The following is a 23,122-nucleotide window of genomic DNA, read 5'->3' as shown; positions in this document are numbered from 1 at the left end:
CATCCGCTCGGCGGCACCGGCGCGCGCCTCGTCGGCAAGGCCTCGATGGTGCTCAAGCGCGACGGCGGACGCTACGGCCTCGCCACCCAATGCATCGGCGGCGGCCAGGGCATTTCGATGATCGTGGAGGCGGCGTAATGGTCTCGTTCAAGAAGGTCGCCGTCATCGGCGCCGGCGTGATGGGCTCCGGTATCGCGGCCCATCTCGCCAATGCCGGCGTCGAAGTGGTCCTGCTGGACCTCGACGCCAAATTCGCCCGCGAAGGCGTGGCCAAGCAGCTCAAGGCCGGCGGCTTTATGCGCGCGAGTTTCGCCGAGCGGATTACGACCGGCGCCACCAGCGAACTGTCGCTGGTCGCGGGAGCCGACTGGATCATCGAGGCGGTGGCGGAAAAGCCGGAAATCAAGCGCGACCTGTTCCAGAAACTGGAAAGCGTCCGCAAGGACGGCTCGATCGTTTCGTCCAACACCTCGACCATTCCGCTCGACGTGCTGACCGAAGGACTGGGCGCGCGTTTCGCCGGCGATTTCCTCATCACCCATTTCTTCAACCCGCCGCGCTACATGCGTCTGCTGGAAATCGTCTCCAGCCTGCGGACTCGGCCGGAAGCGGAGGAAGCGGTCCGCGCCTTTTCCGATATTCATCTCGGCAAGGGCCTGGTCACCTGCAAGGACACGCCCGGCTTCATCGCCAACCGCATCGGCTGCCTGTGGCTCGCCGCCGGGCTGGTTGAAGCGTTGAAACTCGGCGTCAGCGTCGAGGAAGCCGACGCCGTCATCGGCAAGCCTTTCGGCATTCCCAGCACCGGCATTTTCGGCCTGCTCGATCTGGTCGGCGTCGATCTGATGCCGCATATCCTCGGCAGCCTGCACAAGACTTTGCCGCCGGGCGACCTGGTGCAAAGCTATTCCTTCGACATTCCGCTGATCAACACCATGATCGCGGAAGGCCGCATCGGCCGCAAGGCCGGCGCTGGTTTCTTCCGTCAGGCGCAGCGCGACGGCAATCGCGTCCGCGAAGCGCTCGATCTAACGAGCGGCGCCTATCGCGACCTGCAAAAGCCGGACCTGCAAAGCCTTGGCCTCGGGGCCAGGGATCTGCGCGCGCTGCTTTCGCATGGCGACCGCGGCGGCCTTTACGCCTGGGCGGTCATGGGCAGGACGCTCGCCTATGCGGCCTCGCTGGTTCCCGAAATCGCCGACACGCCGGCGGAAGTCGATGAAGCGATGCGGCTCGGCTATGCCTGGGGACGCGGCCCGTTCGAACTGATCGACGCGGTCGGTCCCGCCTGGTTCGCCGAACAATTGGCCAAGCGAGGCGAAAAGGTCCCGCCGATTCTTGCGCAGGCGGCGCAAGCAGGAAGCTTTTATCGCATCGCCGACGCCAAACGCGAAATCCTCGCGCCCGCCATCGGTTATCTCCCGCTGCATCGGGCGGCGGGAGTGCTGTCGCTCGACGATCTCAAACTGGCGGCCAAGCCGGTCGCCGGCAACAGCGCCGCCTCGATATGGGATCTCGGCGACGGCGTCGCCTGTCTCGAATTCCACACCAAAATGAATGCTTTCGACAGCGATCTGATGACCGGCGTCGAAAGCGCGCTGGACGAAACAGCCAGGAACTTCCAGGCCTTGGTGATCGGCAACGAGGGCGCCGCTTTTTCCGCCGGCGCCAATCTGAAACCGATGCTGGACGCGGCGGAGCGCGGCGATTTTGCCTTCATCGAAGCTTTCTGCATTCGCGGACAGCAGGCGTTCCGGCGGCTGAAATTCGCCGCTCATCCGAGCGTCGCCGCCGTCGCCGGCATGGCTCTCGGCGGAGGCTGCGAAATCGCGCTGCATTGCTCGGCGATCCAGGCCCACGCTGAAACCAATATCGGTCTGGTCGAAACCAATATCGGCGTCATCCCCGGCTGGGGCGGCGGCAAGGAACTGTTGCTGCGCCTTATCGCCGACAAGTCGCGGACCAAGGGACCGGTCGCGCCCGCTTTGGCGGCATTTGAAACGATCTTCCCGGCGAAAATCAGCAGTTCGGCTTTTCAAGCCCAAGAACTCGGCTTCCTGCGCGCGACCGACGGCGTGACGATGAATCGCGAGCGGCTGCTCGCCGACGCCAAGGCGAGAGCCCTCGCCCTGGTCAAGGACTACAAGGCGCCGGAGCCAGCTCTCGTGGTCCTGTCCGGCCCCTCCGGGCGTCAGGCTTTGCGCAATGCCATCGACACCGCTTTTGCCGCCGGCCGGATCAAACCGCACGACCGGGTCGTCGCGGAAACGCTGGCGGAAGTGTTGAGCGGCGGCGCCTCCGATCCGACGCGGCCGCAGCCCGAGGACGTTTTGTTCGACCTTGAGCGGGCCGGCTTCATGGAACTGGTGCGAACCGAGCCGACGCGCGCCCGCATTCGCGCCATGCTGGAGACGGGAAAGCCGCTTCGAAACTGAAAAGGCTTGGAACGAAGGAGGACAGGATTGAGCCGGGCGCTGTCAATATGCGGTGGGGCGTCATGATCAGAGCGCGTTGGGACCAGAAGATTTACCCCCCGGTCAAGATAGCTAGGGTAGCCGACGCTCTGGCCGCCGAGGGCGTGCCGTTGAGCGATGCGCTGCAGGGAACGCAACTGACCGAGCAGCAGTTGCGCTCCCCGAACGTGCTCGTGTCGGTCAATCAGGTCATCGTATCGTACCGCAACGCCATGCGGCTGACCCGCAATCCGGACTTCGCCTTCCGGACCGGCCTGAAGTCGCATGTCGCAGCTTACGGAATGTATGGCTTCGCGATTCTCAGCAGCACCAATTTTCGCGAAACGATGAAATTCGTCGTGAAATATCATCATCTCGCGACGCCTGTGGTTAGGCTCAGATTCGAGGAAACCCAGACCCATGGCGTCTGGGTCATCGATCCTCTGCCGCATCCGGCGATCGATCGCAGTCTTTATCGGTTCATTGTCGAAATGCAGTTCGCTACTCACATCGCCCTTCATCGCGACATCATGGGTTCCGCCTTCGCGCCGTCTGAATTGCAAATGACTTTTTGCGGTCATGAATCGAACGCGCCTTTTGAACAAACCCTGGGATGCCCGTGCCGGCGCCGCCAGCCCGAGAATCGGCTGATGTTCGACGCGGCTTGGCTGAACGCCGAGCCCCGTTGCGGAAACGAGATCGCCTACGCGTCAGTTATCGGTCTTTGCGACGAGCTTGAGGAAGAATTGGCGCAACGGGTTGGCGTCGCCGAACAGGTGCGCCAGACTTTGCTCGCCTCGATCGGACGACGAACGGACTTCAGTGAGATCGCGCGTCAACTGGGTGTGCCGGCCCGTACGCTGAGGCGAAAACTGAAGGAACAGGAGACGTCGTTCGGCGAACTCATTGGCGAGTTGAAAAGTCATCTCGCCATCAAATATCTCCGCGACACGCAAATGACGGTCGAAGATATCGCCGGCGCCCTCGGCTTTAGCGATGCGGCCAATTTCCGTCAGTCATTTCGCCGCTGGACCAAGACCACGCCGCAGGATTTTCGCCGCATGATCGTCTCTTGAACTTTAGCAAACATCCTTCGGCGATCCTAAAGGTTTGCCGAACAAGCAAATCAGCTATGAAGTCGGAATTTCCATCACGACGGCGAAAGCGCATATCGGCGCCATTTAGCAAAATTGAACGTCTCCGACCGTCAAGGTAGGGCCCCGAGAATTTTGGCTAGACCTCATCCGGAAGTTTGGAATTCTGTCGAAGCCAAATATTGAGAAAAAACCTCGACGATTAACCGTCTCCCGCGGGCCGCGTTTCCCTTGCCGACGATGGCTCGCCCTCGTCGGCTCTTTTATGCCTGAAGACGTGGCCATAATGCCTCTCGCCCTCGGGCGCCCGAGCGGCGGCGCCCCCGGAATTCCTAGTGCGCAAAAGCTCAACGTTGGCCCTTGAAAAGATCGTAGCGTAAAAATAAATAGCCTATCAAAGCGATAGACGCCAATGGCCAGCGCCTTTTGAGCGGCGTCGAACCGATAGGCCAACCGCCAACGCTTCGCTCCATCGGGTGAAATCCACAATTGCACCCCGCCGCCGTCCGACAATTTGACGATTTTAGAGCCGGGTTGAGCGGCGCGGATTTGGGTGTCCGAGAGAGCCATGTTGGTATCTCAAATGTTGGTATCGAGCCTGTACCAACGAATGTACCAACAATTGCGGCGGATACAAACGGACGCCAGCGGACGCGCTAGGACGGAAAAACAAGGAAAACTCTATGTTTTTCAATGTGTTTTGGACAATTATGGACGAGTGGGGAAGGGGATGTGGTGCCCAGGGGCGGAATCGAACCACCGACACTGCGATTTTCAGTCGCATGCTCTACCAACTGAGCTACCTGGGCTTAGCCTGACGGCGGGCGTCAAAGCTCGCGCCTTATAGAAAGCGAAAAGCGGCTTGTCCAGCCCTCAACACACTCTCAAAAGCCGCTTTTCAAAATTCCGTCATCCAAGGGCGAGGCCCAGTCCCAAGTCTGCCTTATCGCCCCCGAGTCAGCCTTTTGGCGTTGGCGTGGACTTTTCGGCGCGCCGGGCGCGTCGCCGCCGCCGCGACATCCATCACATGGCCCGCCACCGCCACCGGATGCGATTCGCCGGTCATCCATTTCCAGGCCACATTCGCCGATTCGAAAATGCCCGCCTGGGCGCCTTCCGAGGCCGCCCACATTTTTTCCGTGACCATGTTCTGCGTTTCGGTCCGCGATTTCTTGTTGCCAAAACCGGTCGCCTCCGCGGCGATCATCGGCAGGCGAGCGGAAATTGTGGCCATGGAGGCGGTTTGCACGTCGCAAAATTCGAACCATGAATTCATCAGGCGGTTATGCAGAGAAAAAAGATCCTTCATTCAGGAAAACCTTCCGGGTTTTGGCGCGTCATAAAACATAAGCCGACGCTTCAAAAAAACGTCGTATTACGCACAGTCTAGCTTCCTTTGCGCCCCTGTCGAGCCGCAAAGCCCTCTAGTCGAAAAGTCTTGGACGTCGCTTCCCTCGCGCGCCATTGGCAGGCGCGTCGCAATTTGTTATAGCGCGGCTTGTCGTTCGGGCGCGAATGTCTACATTCGACGCCGCGCAGACCGCCATCCGCAAGCCCAATTTGGACAGGACCCATCTCGGGCGAACCGGATATTCAATCGATCCGGCGATAATGCGCGGGTTTTCCCGCAAATGACAAGGCGACTTCCGACCTAACCCGTCGAGCGAATTTCGTTTTTGCGCGGGATGGCCAGCAGTGGAATCATGAACTCAAGGAACCAGATGTCGAAGGAAGAATTGCTGGAATTTCCGGGCGTCGTCAGCGAATTGCTGCCGAATGCGACTTTCAGGGTCACGCTCGAAAACGATCACGAAATTATCGCCCATACGGCAGGAAAAATGCGCAAAAACCGGATTCGCGTGCTCACCGGAGATCGCGTGCTCGTCGAAATGACACCCTATGATCTGACCAAGGGTCGCATCACCTATCGTTTCAAATAGGCTTTGCCGCCAATCCATCGGAGTCTTTGTGACCGCCGAGCCCAAAATTCGTCCCGCGCGCCTGGCGCTCGCCTCCGGTTCGCCCCGCCGTCTCGCGCTGTTGCAGCAGATCGGCGTCGAGCCCGACGCCCTGCTGCCCGCCGATCTCGACGAGGCGCCTGGCCGCAATGAATCGCCGCGCAAGCTGGCGGCGCGACTGGCGCTGGAAAAAGCGCGGATCGGGGCGAAAACCGCCAATGATCGCGAGGAACTGCAGGGCGCCTATGTCATCGGCGCCGACACGGTGGTCTGCGTCGGACGCCGCATCCTGCCCAAATGCGAAACCAGCGAGGAGGCCGATTTCTGCCTGCGCCTGCTGTCTGGCCGCGCGCATCGCGTCTATACTGGCGTCACCGTGATCGATCCATCGGGACGAGAACGCTCGCGGCTGGTGGAGACGCGCCTGCGCTTCAAGCGCCTGTCGTCCAGGGAAATCGAAGCCTACATCGGCTCGCGCGAATGGCGCGGCAAGGCGGGCGGCTATGCCATCCAGGGCATTGCCGGGGCCTTCGTCGTCAACATGGTCGGCTCCTATACCGCCGTCGTTGGCTTGCCTTTGCAGGAAACCATGGCCTTGCTGGAAGGTCTCGGCTATCCGGCGCATGTTTTCTGGGCTGGCGCTGTCGAGGCGCGACACTGATGACGGAAAGCCAGGAGAAAAAACCCGTTTGCCCGATCTGCGGCAAGCCGGTTGATCCAGCTTGCGCGCCGTTTTGCTCCAAGCGTTGCGCCAATGTCGATCTGCATCGCTGGCTCACCGGCTCCTATTCCATCGCCGGCGAAAAAATCGATGACGAGGATTTGCCGCCGCCTCGCGACGACGACGAGAACACCTGAACCTTTCGCTCTTTCCCGTAAGCTGGACATTTTCTTGCATGATGCGGGTTGCCGCCGCCATGCGGAAGCGCCAGAACGGTTTTGTATTTTTTGAAAGAGCGCTAAATGGTCGATTGGAGCGAAGCCGCGCCGCGGAAAAGATTGCGGCGTTTTCTGGCGGTGGCGGGTCCGGGCGTGGTGGTCATGCTGGCCGATACCGACGCCGGTTCCATCGTGACCGCCGCGCAAAGCGGCGCGGGCTGGGGCTATCGGCTCTTGTGGCTGCAATTGGCGCTGATCCCCGTGCTCTACATCGTGCAGGAGCTGACCGTGCGCCTGGGCGTGGTGACGGGGCAGGGCCAAACCCAGTTGATCGGCCGGCATTTCGGCCGGTTCTGGGCCTGGGTCTCTGTCCTGACGCTTCTGGTCTGCTGCATGGGCGCGCTGATGACCGAACTGGCCGGTCTTGCCGGCGTCGGGGCGCTGTTGAACCTGCCGCCCTCCCTGACCATGATTCTCGTGGTCGGGGCCTTGCTGCTGATGGCCTATACCCATTCCTATCTGACCGTCGAACGCATCGCCATTGCCTTGGGGGCCTTCGAACTGGTGTTTCTCGTCGTGGCTGTGCTCGCCCGTCCTGATCCGCAGGTGATGTTGGCCCAGGCAGTCGATATCCCCTGGGGCGACCGGAAATATCTCTATCTTGTGGCGGCCAATATCGGCGCGGTGATCATGCCGTGGATGGTCTTCTTCCAGCAGAGCGCCATCGTCGAGAAGAAAATCACCATTGCCGACCTTCCGGCCGCCCGCGCCGACACCATGCTCGGCGCCGTCCTGACCCAGGTGATCATGGCCTCGGTGCTGGTCGCCGCCTCCGCCACGCTCGGCGCCTCCGGCCATGACGGCGAACTCGACACGGTGCAACGGATCGCCGAGGCGATCACGCCCTATCTCGGCAATTTCGGCGGCAAGCTGTTGTTTGGCTTGGGGATGGCCGGCGCGGCTTTGGTGGCGGCCATCGTCGTCACCATCACCGCGGCGCGCACCTTGTCCGAACTTCTCGGCCTGAAATGCAGCCTCGACCATGATCCGCGCGAGGCGCCCTGGTTCTACGGCGCCTATTCCGTCGCCTTGATCGGCTGCGCCCTGGTCGTCGCTTCAGGAGTCAATCTGGTTTCTTTAAGCGTCGGCGTGCAGGTGATGAACGCCTTGCTGCTGCCGCCGGTGCTCGGCTTTCTGTTCCTGCTCGCCCGCCGCCTGCCGCAGCCCTATCGGCTGCAAGGCCTTTACGCCGCGATTTGCAGCGGAATCATCGTTGTCGCCGCAGGCTTTGGCGTCTATTCCGGAATTGCCGGGCTTTTTGAGTAGTTCGCTCAATTCATCTGGCGCCCGCCGCTGACGAGCACCGGATCGCTCCTGTAAACCTCCGGATAAAGCCGCTTCAGATTGGCGACCTTCGGCAGGTCGTTATAGACGATATAGGGATAGGTCGGATTCAGGGCGAGAAAATCCTGATGATAGGCCTCAGCCGGATAAAAGGTCCGATCGGGCTCGATTTTCGTCACGATCGGCGCGTTGAAGGCGTGGGCCTGCTCGAGCTGGGCGATATAGGCTTTGGCCACCCGCGCCTGTTCGGCGTCGGTTGGGAAGATCGCCGAGCGATATTGCGTCCCGGTGTCGGGGCCCTGTCGATTCAGTTCGGTGGGGTCGTGGGCGACGGAAAAATAGATCTGCAGGATGCGGCCGTAGCTGATCTGGCGCGGATCGAAAGTCACGCGGACCGATTCCGCATGACCGGTCCGGCCCGAACTCACCGTTTCATATTGCGCCTGACCCTTGTCGCCGCCGGCATAGCCGGAAACGGCGCCGGTGACGCCTTTGACGTGCTGGAACACGCCCTGCACGCCCCAGAAGCAGCCGCCGGCCAGGACAGCGACTTCCGGCGCCGCGCCCGCCGGTTCGTCCACCGCCGGCGGCGGCAGGACGCGCGCCTGTTCGGCGCCGGAAACCGGCGTTTTAAGCGCTAGTGTCAGGGCGGCGGCGACCGCCGCCAAGGCGAAAACTGAAATCCGGGAAATCTTGGTCATCGTGGTTCGCTCCGTTTCAGCCGAAGGTGAAGGCGTAGGCTTTTACGCCCGGGTCGAGGAACTGGATTTCAAAGCTCCGGTCGGAGACCGCGCCATTCTGGCGGATCAACTGGTAGAGCCGCTGCTCGCTGACTTGCCCAAAGCCATTGGCGTCGACGTCGACGCCATGGTTTTCGCCGGGAGGCGCGCCGTCGAGCGTGACGCGGAATCGGATCTTCTTGCCGTTCGCGCTGGGACCGAGCACCAGATGCAGGTCGCGTGCATGGAAGCGGTAGAAGATCGCGCCGCCGGATGCGTTGAGCGCGGCCTGTTCCTCGCCGACGGTCCAGTCGCCGGCGAGCCCCCAATGATTGAGGCTCTGCGCAGGCGCTTGATAAACGTGGCGGGCGTCCTGCACGACCCCGCCGGGGGAGGCGAAGTTTTCGGCCCTGTCGTAGCCGATATAGGTTTCCGACGAGCGGACTTCGCCCATGTCGGGCTGCGCCTCGATGCCGGACGCATTGACCTTGACCAGCGGCGCGGAAACCTCCGAATGCTTCGCCTCGGCGAGCAGTTGCTGGATCGCCCGCTCGGATTCGTCATATTCGCCCTCGCCAAAATGCTGGCGGCGAATCTTGCCCTGCGCGTCGATGAAGTAATGCGCTGGCCAATATTGGTTCTTGAAGGCGCGCCAAATGGCGTAGTTATTGTCGACCGCAATGGGATAGGTGATGCCGAGTTCGGCCGCGGCGCGCTTGACGTTGCCGAGGTCTTTCTCGAAGGCGAACTCCGGCGCGTGCACGCCGATCACCACCAATCCCTGATCCTTGTATTTTTCAGCCCAGGCCCGGAGATAGGGCAGGGTGCGCAGGCAATTGATGCAGGAATAGGTCCAGAAATCGACCAGCACCACCTTGCCTTTGAGGCTTTCCAGGGTGAGCGGCGGCGAATTGAGCCATTCCACCGCGCCGGAAAGGTCCGGCGCCACGCCAAGGACCGGCAGAGCAGGGAGGGCGGCCGGGGTTGGCTTGGCCTTCATCATCATGGCCGGATTGCCGGCCATGATTCCCGGATCGCCCGACATGACATTCGAGGAGGCGGGTTGCGCCGGTTGTTCGGCCGCCGCGTGGAATTTTTCGAGCAGTTTCTGCTCGACGGAGGCGGTGTTGGCCAGCGAGGCGCGGGCGAGAATGCCGGTATCGAGGCCCAAGGCGATCGCGGCGACGCCGGCGAGCACGGCGAGGCCAAAACCGCGCCGGACCCATTCGCCGACGCCCAGCGAGCGTTTCATCGCGGCGAAAACCCGGCCGCCGGCGAACAGCGCCAGAGCCAGCGAAGTTGCGGCGCCAGCGGCGTAGGTCGCCAGCAGCAGCGTGGTCTGGACGCTCGCGCCCTGCAGGGCGGCGCCGGTCAGGATCAGGCCGAGGATCGGGCCGGCGCAAGGCGCCCAGAGCAGCCCGGTGGCGATTCCGAGCAGCAGCGCCGAGCCAATGCCCGAAAATCCTTCATCTCCTGTATCGGCGCGACTAGACAACCGCGCGCCGAGAACGACCAGGGGTTGCATGGCGCGGTCGGCGAGCGAGGGAAACAACAGGGTCAGGCCGAACAAGGCGAGCAGCGCCAGAGCCGCGATGCGGCCATACTGGTTGGCCTGCGCCGCCCAGCCGCCGCCGACCGCCGCCAGCGTGGCGATCAGCGCGAAAGTCGCGGCCATGCCGATCAGCATAGGCAGGCCATTGCGCAGAAACGGCCGGTCCGCGCGGGCGAAGACGAAGGGCAGGACCGGCAGGATGCAGGGGCTGGCGATGGTCAGGACGCCGCCGAGAAAGGCCAGAGCGAACAGGATCATGGGTTATAATTCCGTTTTCTTCACGCGTCGGCCGGCTTGAAGGTCAGGGCGACGCCGTTCATGCAATACCGCAGTCCCGTCGGTTCGGGGCCGTCGTTGAACACATGGCCGAGGTGGCCGCCACAGCGGCGGCAATGCACGGCCTTCCTGACCATGCCATAGGAATTGTCGTTTTCCTCGACGACGGCATTGGCCAAAGGCGCCCAAAAGCTCGGCCAGCCGGTGCCGCTGTCATATTTCGTCTTCGAATCGAACAGGTCGAGGTCGCAACCGGCGCAGGCGAAAACGCCGCGGCGGTGCTCTTTCAAAAGCGGGCTGGTGAAGGCGCGCTCGGTCCCGTCCTGCCGCAACACCGCATATTGGTCGGGGCTCAGCTTTTTCCGCCATTCGGCGTCGCTATAGGCCACTTCGAATTTTTCGGCGGGGGCCGCCGCGCGGCCACGCCTGCTCATGAGCAAGGCCGCCGCCACGCCGGCCACGCCGCCGCCGATGAAAAGCCGTCTCGTCGTCATCACGCCTGTCTCCAGATCGGGTTGCGAAAGAATGTCACAGGTTTCTTACGTTGCGATCATGCGTTTGTTTCACAAAAAACTTCTACGGCGCTACGCCGCTGCCGCCGCTTTTGCGCCACTTTCCTTTGACGAGAAGGGCTTGTGCGCTTATTAGGCGTCTCAGGAATTTTCCACTCGGCGCGCGCGCGCCGCTCACCATCCTGGCAAGTTGCGCGAGCCCGCTGCCTGCCATCCTCGAAAGCTCAAGAAAAATGCGCGTTTATTATGATAGCGATGCGGATATCAACCTGATCAAGGGCAAGAAGGTCGCTGTGGTCGGCTATGGCTCGCAGGGCCACGCCCATGTCCTGAACATGCGTGATTCCGGCGTCAAGGAAGTCGCGGTCGCACTGCGCGCCGGCTCCGCCACCGCCAAGAAGGCCGAAGCCGAGGGCGTCAAGGTGATGACCGTCGCGGAAGCAGCCAAATGGGCCGACGTCATCATGATGCTGACCCCGGATGAGCTGCAGTCCGAAATCTATTATGCCGAAATCGCCGACAATATCCGGCCGGGCACGGCGCTGCTGTTCGCCCACGGCCTCAACGTCCATTTCAGCCTGATCGAACCGCGCAAGGACATCGACGTGCTGATGGTCGCCCCCAAGGGTCCCGGCCATACGGTTCGCGGCGAATATCTCAAGGGCGGCGGCGTGCCCTGCCTGATCGCGGTGCACCAGGACGCCTCCGGCAACGCCCACGACATCGGCCTGTCCTACGCCTCGGCCATCGGCGGCGGCCGCTCCGGCATCATCGAGACGACCTTCAAGGAAGAATGCGAGACCGATCTGTTCGGCGAACAGGCCGTGCTCTGCGGCGGCCTGGTCGAACTGATCCGCGCCGGTTTCGAAACCCTGGTCGAGGCCGGCTACGCGCCGGAAATGGCCTATTTCGAGTGCCTGCACGAGGTGAAGCTGATCGTCGACCTCATTTACGAGGGCGGCATCGCCAACATGAACTATTCGATCTCGAATACCGCCGAATGGGGCGAATACGTCACCGGGCCGCGCGTCATCACGCCCGAGACCAAGGCGGAAATGAAGCGCGTGCTCAACGACATCCAGACCGGCAAATTCACCTCGGAGTGGATGCAGGAATATCGCGCCGGCGCCGCCCGCTTCAAGGGCATCCGCCGCGTCAACGACGGCCATCAGATCGAGGAAGTCGGCGCACGCCTGCGCGCGATGATGCCCTGGATTGGCAAGAACAAGCTGGTCGACAAAGCCAAGAACTGATAATTTGCGCGCCCGGAGCTTAAAGCTGGGCGCGCGTTCCTGACGTTTCAAGGAAGGTCGCTTGGCGCGTCACTCTATTGCGGAGAGCGCCGCCGGCGCTGGAGGCCGGTTTGAGGCGCGATGAAATGAGCGACAGCGACAGCCTTTCCCCGCGAATCGCCCGGCTGGAATTCGAGCGGATCATCGACGCCGTGCTCGACCGCCGCTCCGACCCCCGGCCTCTGGCCCCCATGTTCGCGCCGGAAGCCGACTGGCTGATGAACGGCGATCAGGCGAGTTGGGCCTATGCCGGCCTACGTTGCTCGCGCGACTCCATTCTCGCCTATCTCGACGCCTTCGCCGTGGAATTCGAGCAAAAATCCTGGCGTCGGCTCGACACCTTGATCGACGGCGAACAGGCTTGCGTGAGATATGAAATGGAGCTTCGGCATCGCGGCACAGGTCGCGAGGCGAAGCTGCAGACCCTGTGTTTCATCCGGCTCGAAGGCGATCTGATCGTCGAAGTCAGCGAATTCATCGATAGCGCGACCTTGTTCGGCCTGCGCGAAAGCTGCGTCTGAGCGCGCGAAGAATAGGCAGGGTCCTGGATTTCGAAGGTTCGACCGAGCATGACCGATTTCAAGGCCCAATTCGTCCCGCCCGAACCCAATCCTGTCGTCAAGGCGCTGATCGCGCGCGCCATGCTGTTGCGAGGCAAGCCCGACGAATTCATCTCGCTTCTCCATCCCGACGCGGTCCTGCACATGATCGGCGACCGGCGTGACTGCCCGTTTTATGGCGATTTTCGGGGGCATGGGCAGATTCTCAAACTTTTGCGCGACGTCGACGCTGAATTCGAACGCGTGGATCATCGGCTGCTGAACGTCGTTATCGATGGCGATTGTTTCGCCATGCGGCAGCTGGTCGAGATCAAGCATCGCGGTTCGTCGCAAACGGCTTTGGTCGTCATTGGCCATTTCGTGCGCATACGCGAGGGCCAGTTCTCCGAAGTTTTCGAATATGCGGATACCGCGACAATGCGGCGGCTGTTGAGCTGAGACCACCGCATCGGCGAGGATGGCGGACGGACACGGGGTCGCGGCGCCGTTTATTCATGCACTGTTGCAGGTCCTGGGTAACTTCGCTTACAACTGGCGGATTAGGTTTTTCGAGTCGTCGCTTGCGCGAGATATGCCGGCAGCGCAAATCCGCCGGCAGCGGGGAAATTTTGCCAAGCGCATTAATTATTTGATTTAGCGGGTTGATTGGGCGACATATGATAAACGACCAGCTAACGCGTGAACAATATTTGGCGCTGGCGCGCGACATATATGGGCGGCGCGCAAAGGGCGACAATGAGCCTGGCTTGGCTTTATTTCACGATAACGCCGTTTATCGACTGATCGGGTCACGCGCGCTAATTCCCGCCGCCGGCGTGCGGGTAGGCAAGGACGAGATTCGCGAAGCCTGGCGCGCCTTCGATACTGATTTCGAGATGTTGTCTTTCGAAGTGGACGATCTTGCCTACGATATGCCGCGCTGCTCCTACATGTCTTGGCGCATGCAGTTGCGCAGTCGCGGCACCGGCGCCGTGGCCGAGCTTGAGGGTGTCGATCGGCTGTACTGGGTCGATTTCAAGATCGTCGAATGGACGCGTTATTTCGACACCGCGCTGGTCGCCGCTTTGGCGGAGAACGACCATCACGACCGCCGCGACGACAGGGCCTGAACTCGATCCTGTTGAATCTTATAGGCGGCTGAATTCAGCCGCCGTTCTTGTTTTCCACCTGCGGCGTCGCCGGCGAGCCCTGCACGGCGGTTGGCGGCGAGGCGTCCGGCATCCCCTTTTCGATCTTGTCCAGGATTTTCGGCAGGTCGTCGGGATCTGGATTGAGATCGCGCGCGTGATTCCACTGGAACCTGGCGTCGAGCTGGCGCCCGACCCGCCAGTAGGCGTCGCCGAGATGGTCGTTGATCACCGGGTCGCCGGGCTTCAACTCGATGGCGCGCTCGAGCAGCTTCACCGCCTCGTCGTAATGACCGAGCTTGTAATGAGCCCAAGCCAGCGAATCGACGATATAGCCGTCCTCCGGCTGCAGTTCGACGGCGCGGCGCAGCATTTTGAACGCTTCGTCGAGATGAAGGCCCTGATCGACCCAGGAATAGCCGAGATAGTTCAGGACCAGCGGCTGTTCGGGGTAGAGATCGAGCGCTTTCTTGAAATCGGCCTCGGCCTTGTCCCATTGCTTGCCGCGTTCGTAATCGACGCCGCGGAAATAATAGATCGCCCATTGGCTCTTTTCGCCGGGCGAGGTCAACGCCAACACCCGTGTATAAGCGTCCGCCGAGGCGAGGAAATTCTTGTGCGAGCGATCGAGGTCGGCCAGAGCCGAAAGGGCTTCGGCGTTCTGCGGATGTTCCGCGACGATCCCGCGCAGACGCTTGATCGCCTCGTCGGATTTGCCCAGCGCGTCCATCAGGAGGGCGATGTGAATGTCGGCGTTGACGCGCATCGGACTATCGTCCGGGATCTGGTCGTAGACGTCGATGGCGGTCTCGTATTGTTTCAGCCGTCCATAGGCTTCGCCGAGCGTGTCCAGCGCCAGAACATGATCCGGCTGAAGCGCGAGAGCGAGCCGCAGAAAGACGATGGCGGCGATCTCGTCGCCCTGGCGGCCCGCGGCCGCGCCCAGGCCATAGGCGCCCAGGCCGTAAAGCACTTCCGCCGCTCCGCTGTTGACGTCCTTGACCATCGGCTCGAGTTTCTTGCCGGCGGCAAGATCCGCAAGCGCCGCCTGGATCATCGGCTGACGCGGCTGGACGCGGTCGAAGGCCTCGTAGACGGCCTTGGCCTCGTCGGCCTTGCCTTGGCGGTCGAGATTTCGGGCATAGGCGTCGACCAGGCGCAAGGTCGACTGGTCGCTGGAATAGGCGGCTTTCAGCCTCCTGCCGGCTTCCTCGGTCTTTCCGGCCACTTCAAGCATCAACCCGGCGTGATAATCGCGGAACACGGCGAAGGAAGGCTCGCTGAGCGTATCGACCAGGGCCAGCGCCTTCTTGATGTCGTGGGAGCCGACCTGGCTCCAGGCGGTCAGCAGCACGGCGGTAAGGTCGCGCTGATGCGTCGAAGTGCTGAAGTTCAGTTCCGAACGGGCGGCGACGAAATTTTTCGCCTTGATGTCGCGCACGCCGAGCGCCAGCCGCGCGGAACTGTTGTGCGGATCGCGCGCCAGAACCTTTTGCGCCAGGGCGAAACTGTCGGTCATGTCGCCATTGGCCAGCGCGGCGACGAAGGCGCGCTGCACCAAGTCGATATTTTGCGGATCCGAACGCAGGGTTTCGCGGAAAAAGGTCGAGGCCGCGAAAGTGTCATGCTCGGCTTCGGCTAGTCGCGCCGCCAGATAATTGCCGGCCGGGCTGTCGCTGACCTCGAAAGGCGCTGAAACCGCGGAGGTTTCGCGCGAAAATGCGGTGGATGGGGCGAGTCCCAAGCTCAGGACGAGAGCGGTGGCCAGCGCGCCGAAGTGTTTGCGCGGCGGAATTTTCAAGGGTTCAGGGTTCAAAAACACGAATTCGACTTTCCCGAGCGCGCCGGGGGAAGGCGCGCCGCCTGATGATTTGCCACGGCGAACATGGCGTTTTTGCGCGACAAGGGCAAGGGCGGCAATAAGAAACTCACCCAATCTCGATATCCAGTCCGAGATCGAGCGTCGGCGCGGAATGGGTGAGCGCGCCCGAGGAAATCAGGTCCACGCCGGTTTCCGCCACTTCGCGCAGGCCAGCCAGATCAATGCCGCCGGAGGCTTCGGCCTTCATGCGCCCGTCGATCATCGCCACCGCCTCCCGCAATTCCGTGGCGCTCATATTGTCGAGAAGCACGACGTCGGCCCCCTCGGCGAGAACTTCGCGCAATTGTTCGAGACGATCGACCTCGATCTCGATCTTGACCAGATGGCCGATGAAGGCTTTGGCCGCGCGCAGGGCCGGAACGATCCCGCCCGCCACTTCGATATGATTGTCCTTGATGAGTATGGCGTCGTCGAGGCCGAAGCGGTGATTGACGCCGCCGCCGCAGCGCACCGCGTATTTCTCGAAGGCGCGAAGACCAGGCGTGGTTTTTCGCGTGCAGCAGATTTTCGCCCTGGTGTGGGCGATGGCTTGGGCATAGTGGGAAGTCAGGGTCGCCACGCCGCACATGCGGCCGAGAAAATTCAGCGCCACGCGTTCGGCCGAAAGCAGCGAGCGGGCTGGTCCCTCGATTCGCGCCAGAATGGCGCCGGGACCGAAAGCCTCGCCGTCTTCCAGCAAGGCCTCGAAGCGCAAGGCTGGATCGACCAGTTCGAACGTTTTCCGCGCCAGCGCGATTCCAGCCAGCACGCCGGGTTTTTTGCGCGCCGCGATCACCGCGCGGGCCTTGGCGGAAGCCGGAATGGTCGCCTGCGAGGTGATGTCGCCGGCGCGGCCGAAATCCTCAGCCAGAGCGGCGCGCACGGCGTCTTCGACCAGAAGGGAGTTTAAAACGGGCAGATTCATCGATTTCCGCTCATGGTTTCGCTTAAACCTTGCGCCAGCCGCAGCGCCTCGTCCAGCGTGATCGAGGAGCGACGGGCCTGGGCCGGATCGGAATCGGGAAAATCGCGGCGGAAGTGGCCGCCCCGGCTTTCGCGCCGCAGATAAGCGCTGGCGGCGATCAGCAGCGCAGCTTCCGTGCGGTTGCGCAGATCGAGATTGTTCTTTTCCAGCGCCTTGTCGTGCAGGGTTTTCAGCGCGACCAGCGCCGTGCGAAGCCCTGTCTCGTCGCGCAAGACGCCGACATGGCGGGTCATGATCTTCCGCACCTGCTTGGCTTCATCAGCGTCGTCGCCCGAAGGCGCCGGAGCGGCGGACGCGACCAAGACCGGCGCGGATCCTCTGCATGATAAAGCGGCAATGTCCTTGGCGATGCGGTCGCCGAAGACCACCGCTTCCAGCAATGAATTGGAGGCGAGGCGATTGGCGCCGTGCAGTCCGGTCGAGGCGGCTTCGCCTGCCGCCCACATGCCGGGCAGAGACGTCCTGCCCCGGTCATCGGTCCACAGGCCGCCCATATGGTAATGCTCCGCCGGCGCCACCGGGATCGGCTGACGGGAGGGGTCGATTCCAGCCGACAGGCAGGACGCTGCGACATTGGGAAATTTTTCGGCGAACGCCGCGCCGACGGCCTTGGTCGCGTCGAGAAAGGCGCCGCGCCCGGCCTCCAGTTCGGCAAACACGCCGCGCGCGACGATGTCGCGAGGCGCCAGTTCGGCGTCCTTGTGTAAAGCAATCATGAAACGCTCGCCGGCGCGATTGACCAGAACGGCGCCTTCGCCGCGAAGCGCTTCGGTCGCCAGCGGCGCGGGGTCGCGGCCGATGTCGATGGCGGTGGGATGGAATTGCACGAATTCGGCGTCGGCGATGCGCGCTCCGGCCCTCGCGCCCATGGCCAAGGCGGCGCCATTGGCCTGCGGCGGATTGGTTGTCAAGGCGTAGAGCGCGCCGACGCCGCCCGTCGCCAGCACGGTGGCGCGGGCGTAAAAGGCTTTGGACGCGCCATCGGCGCCGCGCGCGAAAACGCCGACGACGCGGCCGGACTGGACGATCAGATCCTCGGCGACGAAATTTTCACGCAGCACGATGGACGTGGTCTTGCGCACAGTCGCGATCAGGGCGTGCATGATCGCGGCGCCGGCGCCGTCGCCTTTGACGCGCACGATGCGGCGCGCGGAATGGGCCGCCTCCTGCGAGGGGGTTAGCCGGCCGCGCGCGTCGCGGTCGAAGGGCGCGCCGAAGCCGAGAAGGTCTTCCACGCGCTCGCGCGCTTCACGGGCGACCGACAGCGCGACCGCCTCATCGACGATGCCGGCGCCGGCGGCCAAAGTGTCGGCGGCGTGCAGTTCAGGGCTGTCGCCTTCGCTGACGGCGGCGGCGACGCCGCCCTGCGCCCAGAGCGAGGAGGAGCTTTCGTCGACCGGCGCGGCGGCAAGGACGGTGACTGGCAGCGGCGCCAGTTTCAGCGCGCAGAACAGGCCGGCCAGTCCGCCGCCGACGATCAGGATATCAGGTTCGGACATGGGGCCAAAGGTTCATGGGGGCCAGGCGTTTCCGATTCCATTCATGCTTCTCCCGTAGGGAGAAGGGAGGCGCCGGCTGAGATAGGCGCGGTTATTTCAGCTCGATCATCCGCTCGACCGAGCGGCGGGCGCGCTGCGCCAATGCCGGGTCGATCGTCACTTCCTCGCGCATATAGACCAGGCTGTCGAGAATTTTCGGCAGGGTGATCCGCTTCATATGCGGGCAAAGGTTGCACGGGCGCACGAAATCGACGCCGGGATTTTCCGCCGCGACATTATCCGCCATCGAACATTCGGTGACGAGCAGCACGCGTTTGGGCTGGCGGGTCTTGACGTAATCGATCATCGCCGCCGTCGAGCCGGAAAAGTCGCAGACATCGACCACTTCCGGCGGGCACTCGGGATGGGCGAGCAACTGGATCGAGGGATCGTCCTCACGGTAGCGCAGCAATTCCTCGGCGGTGAAACGCTCGTGCACCTCGCAGGCGCCATGCCAGGCGACGATCTTCACCTTGGTCTGGCGCGCGACATTGGCGGCGAGAAAACGGTCGGGAACCATGATGACCGTATCGACGCCAAGGCTTTCGACCACCTTCACCGCGTTGGAGGAGGTGCAGCAGATGTCGACCTCCGCCTTCACGTCGGCGGAAGTGTTGACATAGGCGACGACCGGAACGCCCGGATATTTCCGCCGCAACGCGCGGACGTCCGCCCCGGTTATCGAGGCGGCGAGCGAGCAGCCGGCGCGTGAATCCGGGATCAGCACGGTCTTTTCCGGGCTGAGCAGCTTGGAGGTCTCGGCCATGAAATGCACGCCGCCCTGGATGATGATTTGGGCGTCCGACTGGCCGGCTATGCGCGCCAACTGCAAACTGTCGCCCACCACGTCGGCGACGCAATTGTAGATTTCGGGAGTCTGGTAATTATGCGCCAGAATGACGGCGTTGCGCTGCTTTTTCAGGTCGTTGATCGCCTTGACGTAGGGCGCGTGAAAAGGCCACTCGATCGGCGGGATGATCGCCTTGACCTTTTCGTAGAGGTGCGCCGTCTCGCCCGCGACTTCCGGCGTCCAGGCCAGCGACGGCATGGGAAGCACGTCATGGCGCGCGACCGCGGACATCTCTTGCGGCTTAGCCGTGGTCCTGCCTTGCGGCTGGGTCGAAACACGCGGGAGGAAAGAAACCTGCATGACGCTCACTCCTAGTTATGCTCAATATGAGCATAACTTGAACCGATAAAAAGGCCGTTGCGACGGCTTGGTTTGGGGATAAGGGCTCCCCATTCACGTTTTCTACATATACTCACCGTGAGTATAAAGACAAGGGCGAATCGGGATCGTTTTCGGCAGGGGCGGTGCGGCCCGCAAAACCCGTCAACCTTTTCAAGTTACGCTCATGCCCGCTCATTTTGGGACGCCGGCATGACCGACTTGGCCTTTTTCAAGCTCAGCCGCAAGGAAAACGCGCTTTTCCGGGTCAAATCCCTTTTGCGTCGGTGCGCCCTGCCGCCGTTGGCCTTCTCGTGGCCTTGCGACTGGCCGTTGACGGCGCTGGCGGCGATCGGCTTTTTCACGATTCTGTTGCCGACCGCGCCGGGGCTTCTCCTCGACCCCGACATGCTCTGGCATATCCGCACCGGCCAGGAAATCCTCTCCTCCGGTCATTTTCCCCTGGCCGACAGCTATTCCTGGACGATGAACGGCCAGAACTGGATCGCCAAGGAATGGCTGTCGCAGGTTTTTTTCGCGCTCGGTTTCGATCTCGCCGGCTGGACCGGCTTCGCCGTCTTGGCGCTGGTCGCGGCCTGTGCCGCCTATGCGCTGGTCTTTGCCGCGGTGGAGCGCCGCGCGGGACCACTGTTCGCACTGATCGCCATCTGCCTCGTCGTCCTGGCCGGTAATTTTCATTTGCTCGCGCGGCCGCATGTGCTGGTCTGGCCGGTGGCGGCGGCTTTCGCCACACGCTTGCTGGACGCAGCCGAAGAAGGCCGCGCCCCAAGCTGGCCCGCCGCGCTGCTGCTGACCCTATGGGCCAACCTGCACGGCTCCTTCCTGTTCGCCTTCGTGCTGATGCCTTTTTTTGCCTGGGAATCCATCTTCCGCGCCTCGCAAAATCACCTGCGCGTCGGTCTGCGCTGGGCCATTTTTGCGCTGCTGTGCCTGCTGGCGGCGTTGGTTCATCCTTATGGCTGGCGCGTTTTCGCCGCCGCGCGCGACGTCCTGGCGCTCGGTCCGGCGCTTGGGCTGATCGTCGAATGGCGGCCGCAGAACTTCTCAAGCTTCGGCCATTTCGAATTCATCCTCCTGCTTGGCCTTGGCGGGGCCTTGCTCAGCGGCTTGCGTCTGCCCCCGCCGCGCGTCGCCCTGTTGCTGGCCTTGCTCCATTCGGCTCTCGCCCACGTGCGGCAGGAAACGCTTGGCCTGATGGTCGTCGCTCTGCTCGTCGCCGCGCCGGTCGCCGCCCTGCAGGGGAAAATCCACCGTCTGGAGCGCCAAAAATGGCGCGTACCTGCCGCGGCGGCTGTTGGTCTGCTGGCGCTCTGGACCCTGACCGGGCGCGGCGGCTTGAACCTTCCAGCAGGGATCGCGCCGCAAGCCGCGCTCGACGCCGCCCGTGCAGCCGGCGTGCGGGGACAGGTGTTGAACGAGGACCAGTTCGGCGGCTTTCTGGTCGGCCAGCATGTCCCGACCTATGTTGACGGACGCGCGGAACTGTTCGGACCCATGCATTACGACTTGTCGCTGGCGCTGGCGGGACGCAAGCCGGAGTTCTTGGCCGCGCTACTCGCCAACCGGGAAATCGGCTGGACCCTGCTCCCGACTGTTCTGCCGGCCAATCAGGTCCTGGAAGCCTCGCCCGATTGGCGGAAAGTCTATCGCGACGAGGTTGCGAGCGTTTACGCGAGGCGGTGAACGCGGGCGGCCTCGAGCAGAATTTTCACGCTGCGCGACTCGACCAAAAAATTCCCTCCTTCGCCAATTTCGCGCTCCGCGGTTTCATCGACGAAAGTGTCGATGGCCAGGCGCCAGACTCTTCCTTCGCGCGGAGCGGGCAAGGGAAAAACCACGGCGTCTCCGGCATTGAGCAGCAGCAGCACACGCGAATTTTCCGCGTAAAGCGACAGGCCGAGAAAACGTCTTTCGCTCTCGCGCCATTGCGCTTCCGTCATCGGCGCGCCCTCGGCGGAAAACCATTGCGCATCGGGAATCCCGCTGTCGTCGAGACGCGCCCCGGTCAGGAAGGCGTCGCGATGCAAGGCCGCCTCGCCCAGCCGCAGCGCGATCAGCTTCCTGGTGAAGGCGATGAGCTTTTGGTCGGCGTTGCCCCAATCGAGCCAGGTCAGAAAATTGTCCTGCGCATAAGCGTTGTTGTTGCCGTTCTGGCTATGGCCGCATTCCGCGCCCATCGCCAGCATGGGCAGCCCTCGCGCGGAAAAAAGCGTCGCCAGCAGATTGCGCTGGTCGCGGCGCCGGAGCGCCCGAATTTCTTCGTCATCGGTGGGGCCTTCGGCGCCATTGTTCCACGAATAATTGCAGTCGGTCCCGTCGCGGTTCTGTTCGCCGTTGGCCTCGTTGTGCTTGCGCTCGTAGGCGACGAGATCGGCCAGCGTAAAGCCGTCGTGGGCGGTGATGAAATTGACGCTTTTCGTCGGCCGGTCGAATTTTGCGAAAGTCGGCGCCGAGCCGGCCAGGCCCGACGCCAGCGCCCCGACCATACCGCCATCGCCCCGCCAGAATTTTCGCATGTCGTCGCGGAAACGATCGTTCCATTCGCTCCAGCGCGGCGGAAATTGTCCTGAGCGATAGCCGCCGGGGCCGATGTCCCAGGGCTCGGCAATCATTTTCAGATGACGCAACACGGGGTCCTGCTCGATCGCCGCGAGCAAGGGAGCCTGGGGATCGAAGCCGTCGCCGCGCCGCGCCAGCGTGACGGCGAGATCGAAGCGGAACCCATCGACGCCGCCGAGTTGCGCCCAGGCGCGCAAGCTGTCCATGGCGAGGCGGATGACGGCGGGATGGTCGAAGCGCAAGATGTTGCCGCAGCCAGCGTCGTTGACGTAGAGCGCGGGGTTCTCGGTCAGCCGGTAGAAACTGGCGTTGTCGATTCCACGCAGCGAAATCGTGGGCCCGAGTTCGTCGCTTTCGCCGCTGTGGTTGAGCACGACATCGACCAGCACATCGAAACCCGACGCCTGAAGCGCGGCGACGGATTCGCGCACTTCTTTCCAGCCGCCGGGAGCGAGACGCGGGTCCGGGGCCATGAAGGCGACAGGGTTGTAGCCCCAGTAATTCTTCAGGCCCAAGGGCGGCAGATGCCGCTCGTCGATCCAGGCGGCGCAGGGCATCAGCTCCAGCGTATTGACGCCGAGATTTTTGAGCGCGGCGATGGAAGCGGGATGGGCGAGACCGGCGAAGGTTCCGCGCAGATTTTCAGGGATTTCCGGCATGAGCCTGGTGAAGCCGCGCACATGCAGTTCATAGACGATGGTTTCCGCCCAGCGCTTTTTACGGCGCGGCGCATCCGTCGCCAAGACCGGCTTTTTCGCGACGGCCTTGGCAACGTAGGCGGCGCTGTCCTCGGCGGAGGGCGAGCCGTCGGCGGCAAAACCCAGCATCGACGGGTGCAGCTCGATGCAGCGGTCGAGCTCGAGGGCGTAGGGGTCGATCAGCAGTTTGGCAGGGTTATGACGAAGTCCGCGCGCAGAATCGTAAGGGCCGTGGACGCGCAGGCCGTAACGCGCGCCTTCCTGCAATCCATGGATGAAACCATGAAAGACGGAACCGCTGCGGCCGGGAAGGCGCAGACGGAGGGTCTCCTTGTCCGCCGCGTTGAACAGGCAGAAATCGACCGCCGTGGCGGTTTCCGAATAAAGCGCGAAATTGCCGCCGCCTTCGCCCAATACAAGGCCGAGTTCGTCGGGCGAGCCGGGGGAGACAGAAAAATTTTCAGGCATGTGGCGCCCGCCTCTGGTCGGTTATTGCGAGCGAAGCGAAGCAATGAGGGTTTCGAAC

21 protein-coding genes, 1 tRNA gene and 2 pseudogenes are annotated in these 23,122 nt (G+C 62.7%); 13 read left to right on the top strand and 11 right to left on the bottom strand.

The annotated features are described in order from the left end of the window. The 4 genes and pseudogenes from ACLP2E_RS16080 to ACLP2E_RS16065 all read left to right on the top strand — a co-directional run. Positions 1–138: pseudogene (locus tag ACLP2E_RS16080) on the top strand (acetyl-CoA C-acyltransferase); the annotation flags it as partial. Then, positions 138–2,435: an FAD-dependent oxidoreductase gene (locus tag ACLP2E_RS16075; protein WP_442466502.1), complete on the top strand. Its 2,298-nt coding sequence runs from the start codon at positions 138–140 to the stop codon at positions 2,433–2,435. The pseudogene ACLP2E_RS16080 and the gene ACLP2E_RS16075, both read left to right, overlap by 1 nt. A gap of 62 nt (positions 2,436–2,497) precedes the next feature. Then, positions 2,498–3,529, top strand: coding sequence for an AraC family transcriptional regulator (locus ACLP2E_RS16070; RefSeq protein ID WP_442466501.1), 1,032 nt, complete (start codon positions 2,498–2,500; stop codon positions 3,527–3,529). A gap of 34 nt (positions 3,530–3,563) precedes the next feature. Next, entirely contained in the window at positions 3,564–3,638 is a 75-nt protein-coding gene (locus ACLP2E_RS16065; RefSeq protein ID WP_442462462.1) for a hypothetical protein, read from the top strand. A gap of 311 nt (positions 3,639–3,949) precedes the next feature. Here ACLP2E_RS16065 and ACLP2E_RS16060 read toward each other — a convergent pair. From ACLP2E_RS16060 to ACLP2E_RS16050, 3 genes and pseudogenes are all read right to left on the bottom strand, one after another. Beyond that, positions 3,950–4,117: pseudogene (locus tag ACLP2E_RS16060) on the bottom strand (Arm DNA-binding domain-containing protein); the annotation flags it as partial. Positions 4,118–4,280: 163 nt separating this feature from the next. After that, positions 4,281–4,356: transfer RNA gene (locus tag ACLP2E_RS16055), tRNA-Phe, on the bottom strand. 134 nt (positions 4,357–4,490) lie between these two features. Continuing rightward, positions 4,491–4,856 (bottom strand): hypothetical protein, encoded by a 366-nt coding sequence (locus ACLP2E_RS16050; protein ID WP_442462456.1) that lies wholly within the window; start codon positions 4,854–4,856, stop codon positions 4,491–4,493. Between the two features lie 412 nt (positions 4,857–5,268). Here ACLP2E_RS16050 and infA point away from each other — a divergent pair, with 412 nt between their 5' ends. The 4 genes from infA to ACLP2E_RS16030 all read left to right on the top strand — a co-directional run bounded on the left by infA (position 5,269) and on the right by ACLP2E_RS16030 (position 7,710). Continuing rightward, entirely contained in the window at positions 5,269–5,487 is a 219-nt protein-coding gene (infA, locus tag ACLP2E_RS16045) for a translation initiation factor IF-1 (protein ID WP_243068646.1), read from the top strand. A 28-nt stretch (positions 5,488–5,515) separates the two neighbouring features. Next, positions 5,516–6,166, top strand: coding sequence for a Maf family nucleotide pyrophosphatase (locus ACLP2E_RS16040; RefSeq protein ID WP_442462455.1), 651 nt, complete (start codon positions 5,516–5,518; stop codon positions 6,164–6,166). Continuing rightward, positions 6,166–6,363, top strand: a complete 198-nt coding sequence (locus ACLP2E_RS16035) for a DNA gyrase inhibitor YacG (RefSeq protein ID WP_442462454.1) — start codon at positions 6,166–6,168, stop codon at positions 6,361–6,363. Before ACLP2E_RS16040 ends, ACLP2E_RS16035 begins: the two co-directional genes overlap by 1 nt. A gap of 105 nt (positions 6,364–6,468) precedes the next feature. After that, positions 6,469–7,710 carry an NRAMP family divalent metal transporter gene (locus ACLP2E_RS16030; protein ID WP_442466500.1) on the top strand — a complete coding sequence of 414 codons (1,242 nt, stop codon included), beginning with the start codon at positions 6,469–6,471 and terminating at the stop codon, positions 7,708–7,710. Positions 7,711–7,715: 5 nt separating this feature from the next. Here ACLP2E_RS16030 and msrA read toward each other — a convergent pair whose 3' ends face one another. From msrA to msrB, 3 genes are read right to left on the bottom strand one after another with little or no spacing between them, the layout of a single operon-like run. Beyond that, positions 7,716–8,429 carry a peptide-methionine (S)-S-oxide reductase MsrA gene (msrA, locus tag ACLP2E_RS16025; protein ID WP_442462452.1) on the bottom strand — a complete coding sequence of 238 codons (714 nt, stop codon included), beginning with the start codon at positions 8,427–8,429 and terminating at the stop codon, positions 7,716–7,718. Positions 8,430–8,445: 16 nt separating this feature from the next. Continuing rightward, the gene (locus tag ACLP2E_RS16020) at positions 8,446–10,257 is read right to left on the bottom strand and encodes a cytochrome c biogenesis protein DipZ (RefSeq protein WP_442466499.1); all 1,812 of its coding nucleotides are present in this window, start codon (positions 10,255–10,257) and stop codon (positions 8,446–8,448) included. 20 nt (positions 10,258–10,277) lie between these two features. Next, the gene (gene msrB, locus ACLP2E_RS16015) at positions 10,278–10,769 is read right to left on the bottom strand and encodes a peptide-methionine (R)-S-oxide reductase MsrB (protein ID WP_442466498.1); all 492 of its coding nucleotides are present in this window, start codon (positions 10,767–10,769) and stop codon (positions 10,278–10,280) included. A 251-nt stretch (positions 10,770–11,020) separates the two neighbouring features. On the opposite strand from msrB, the gene ilvC reads away from it, so the two are divergent. From ilvC to ACLP2E_RS15995, 4 genes are all read left to right on the top strand, one after another. Then, positions 11,021–12,040 (top strand): ketol-acid reductoisomerase, encoded by a 1,020-nt coding sequence (gene ilvC / locus ACLP2E_RS16010; RefSeq protein ID WP_442462450.1) that lies wholly within the window; start codon positions 11,021–11,023, stop codon positions 12,038–12,040. Between the two features lie 125 nt (positions 12,041–12,165). Next, positions 12,166–12,600, top strand: coding sequence for a nuclear transport factor 2 family protein (locus tag ACLP2E_RS16005; protein WP_442462449.1), 435 nt, complete (start codon positions 12,166–12,168; stop codon positions 12,598–12,600). 48 nt (positions 12,601–12,648) lie between these two features. Then, the gene (locus tag ACLP2E_RS16000; protein ID WP_442466497.1) at positions 12,649–13,077 is read left to right on the top strand and encodes a nuclear transport factor 2 family protein; all 429 of its coding nucleotides are present in this window, start codon (positions 12,649–12,651) and stop codon (positions 13,075–13,077) included. A 218-nt stretch (positions 13,078–13,295) separates the two neighbouring features. Beyond that, entirely contained in the window at positions 13,296–13,748 is a 453-nt protein-coding gene (locus tag ACLP2E_RS15995) for a nuclear transport factor 2 family protein (protein WP_442462447.1), read from the top strand. Positions 13,749–13,782: 34 nt separating this feature from the next. Here the strand turns inward: ACLP2E_RS15995 and ACLP2E_RS15990 are convergent, their stop codons facing one another. From ACLP2E_RS15990 to nadA, 4 genes are all read right to left on the bottom strand, one after another. Next, on the bottom strand, positions 13,783–15,702 hold the full coding sequence (locus ACLP2E_RS15990; RefSeq protein WP_442466496.1) for a tetratricopeptide repeat protein: 1,920 nt from the start codon (positions 15,700–15,702) through the stop codon (positions 13,783–13,785). Further along, positions 15,695–16,552, bottom strand: coding sequence for a carboxylating nicotinate-nucleotide diphosphorylase (gene nadC, locus ACLP2E_RS15985; RefSeq protein ID WP_442462445.1), 858 nt, complete (start codon positions 16,550–16,552; stop codon positions 15,695–15,697). The genes ACLP2E_RS15990 and nadC overlap by 8 nt, the downstream gene beginning before the upstream one ends. Beyond that, on the bottom strand, positions 16,549–18,111 hold the full coding sequence (locus ACLP2E_RS15980; RefSeq protein WP_442466495.1) for an L-aspartate oxidase: 1,563 nt from the start codon (positions 18,109–18,111) through the stop codon (positions 16,549–16,551). The genes nadC and ACLP2E_RS15980 overlap by 4 nt, the downstream gene beginning before the upstream one ends. Positions 18,112–18,202: 91 nt before the next feature. Further along, positions 18,203–19,231 carry a quinolinate synthase NadA gene (gene nadA, locus ACLP2E_RS15975; RefSeq protein ID WP_442466503.1) on the bottom strand — a complete coding sequence of 343 codons (1,029 nt, stop codon included), beginning with the start codon at positions 19,229–19,231 and terminating at the stop codon, positions 18,203–18,205. 300 nt (positions 19,232–19,531) lie between these two features. Between nadA and ACLP2E_RS15970 the strand changes: the two genes are divergently transcribed. After that, complete coding sequence (locus ACLP2E_RS15970) at positions 19,532–21,022, top strand: hypothetical protein (RefSeq protein ID WP_442466494.1); 1,491 nt, start codon at positions 19,532–19,534, stop codon at positions 21,020–21,022. Here ACLP2E_RS15970 and glgX read toward each other — a convergent pair. Next, positions 21,007–23,064 (bottom strand): glycogen debranching protein GlgX, encoded by a 2,058-nt coding sequence (gene glgX, locus ACLP2E_RS15965; RefSeq protein WP_442466493.1) that lies wholly within the window; start codon positions 23,062–23,064, stop codon positions 21,007–21,009. The genes ACLP2E_RS15970 and glgX overlap by 16 nt on opposite strands. Positions 23,065–23,122: the final 58 nt, after the last annotated feature.

This window comes from Rhodoblastus sp. (genome assembly GCF_052145335.1).
Taxonomy (GTDB): Bacteria; Pseudomonadota; Alphaproteobacteria; order Rhizobiales; family Beijerinckiaceae; genus Rhodoblastus.
This window is presented reverse-complemented; position numbering and strand designations above follow the sequence as displayed.

Bases quoted from the DNA above. Each gene is read 5' to 3' on its own strand.
- glgX (WP_442466493.1), bottom strand. From the start codon at position 23,064: ATGCCTGAAAATTTTTCTGTCTCCCCCGGCTCGCCCGACGAACTCGGC.
- ACLP2E_RS16050 (WP_442462456.1), bottom strand. From the start codon at position 4,856: ATGAAGGATCTTTTTTCTCTGCATAACCGCCTGATGAATTCATGGTTC.
- nadC (WP_442462445.1), bottom strand. From the start codon at position 16,552: ATGAATCTGCCCGTTTTAAACTCCCTTCTGGTCGAAGACGCCGTGCGC.
- ACLP2E_RS16000 (WP_442466497.1), top strand. From the start codon at position 12,649: ATGACCGATTTCAAGGCCCAATTCGTCCCGCCCGAACCCAATCCTGTC.
- nadA (WP_442466503.1), bottom strand. From the start codon at position 19,231: ATGTCCGCGGTCGCGCGCCATGACGTGCTTCCCATGCCGTCGCTGGCC.
- ACLP2E_RS16030 (WP_442466500.1), top strand. From the start codon at position 6,469: ATGGTCGATTGGAGCGAAGCCGCGCCGCGGAAAAGATTGCGGCGTTTT.
- ACLP2E_RS15995 (WP_442462447.1), top strand. From the start codon at position 13,296: ATGATAAACGACCAGCTAACGCGTGAACAATATTTGGCGCTGGCGCGC.
- ACLP2E_RS16070 (WP_442466501.1), top strand. From the start codon at position 2,498: ATGATCAGAGCGCGTTGGGACCAGAAGATTTACCCCCCGGTCAAGATA.
- ACLP2E_RS15970 (WP_442466494.1), top strand. From the start codon at position 19,532: ATGACCGACTTGGCCTTTTTCAAGCTCAGCCGCAAGGAAAACGCGCTT.
- msrA (WP_442462452.1), bottom strand. From the start codon at position 8,429: ATGACCAAGATTTCCCGGATTTCAGTTTTCGCCTTGGCGGCGGTCGCC.
- infA (WP_243068646.1), top strand. From the start codon at position 5,269: ATGTCGAAGGAAGAATTGCTGGAATTTCCGGGCGTCGTCAGCGAATTG.
- ACLP2E_RS16075 (WP_442466502.1), top strand. From the start codon at position 138: ATGGTCTCGTTCAAGAAGGTCGCCGTCATCGGCGCCGGCGTGATGGGC.
- ACLP2E_RS16035 (WP_442462454.1), top strand. From the start codon at position 6,166: ATGACGGAAAGCCAGGAGAAAAAACCCGTTTGCCCGATCTGCGGCAAG.
- ACLP2E_RS16020 (WP_442466499.1), bottom strand. From the start codon at position 10,257: ATGATCCTGTTCGCTCTGGCCTTTCTCGGCGGCGTCCTGACCATCGCC.
- ilvC (WP_442462450.1), top strand. From the start codon at position 11,021: ATGCGCGTTTATTATGATAGCGATGCGGATATCAACCTGATCAAGGGC.
- ACLP2E_RS16005 (WP_442462449.1), top strand. From the start codon at position 12,166: ATGAGCGACAGCGACAGCCTTTCCCCGCGAATCGCCCGGCTGGAATTC.
- ACLP2E_RS15980 (WP_442466495.1), bottom strand. From the start codon at position 18,111: ATGTCCGAACCTGATATCCTGATCGTCGGCGGCGGACTGGCCGGCCTG.
- msrB (WP_442466498.1), bottom strand. From the start codon at position 10,769: ATGACGACGAGACGGCTTTTCATCGGCGGCGGCGTGGCCGGCGTGGCG.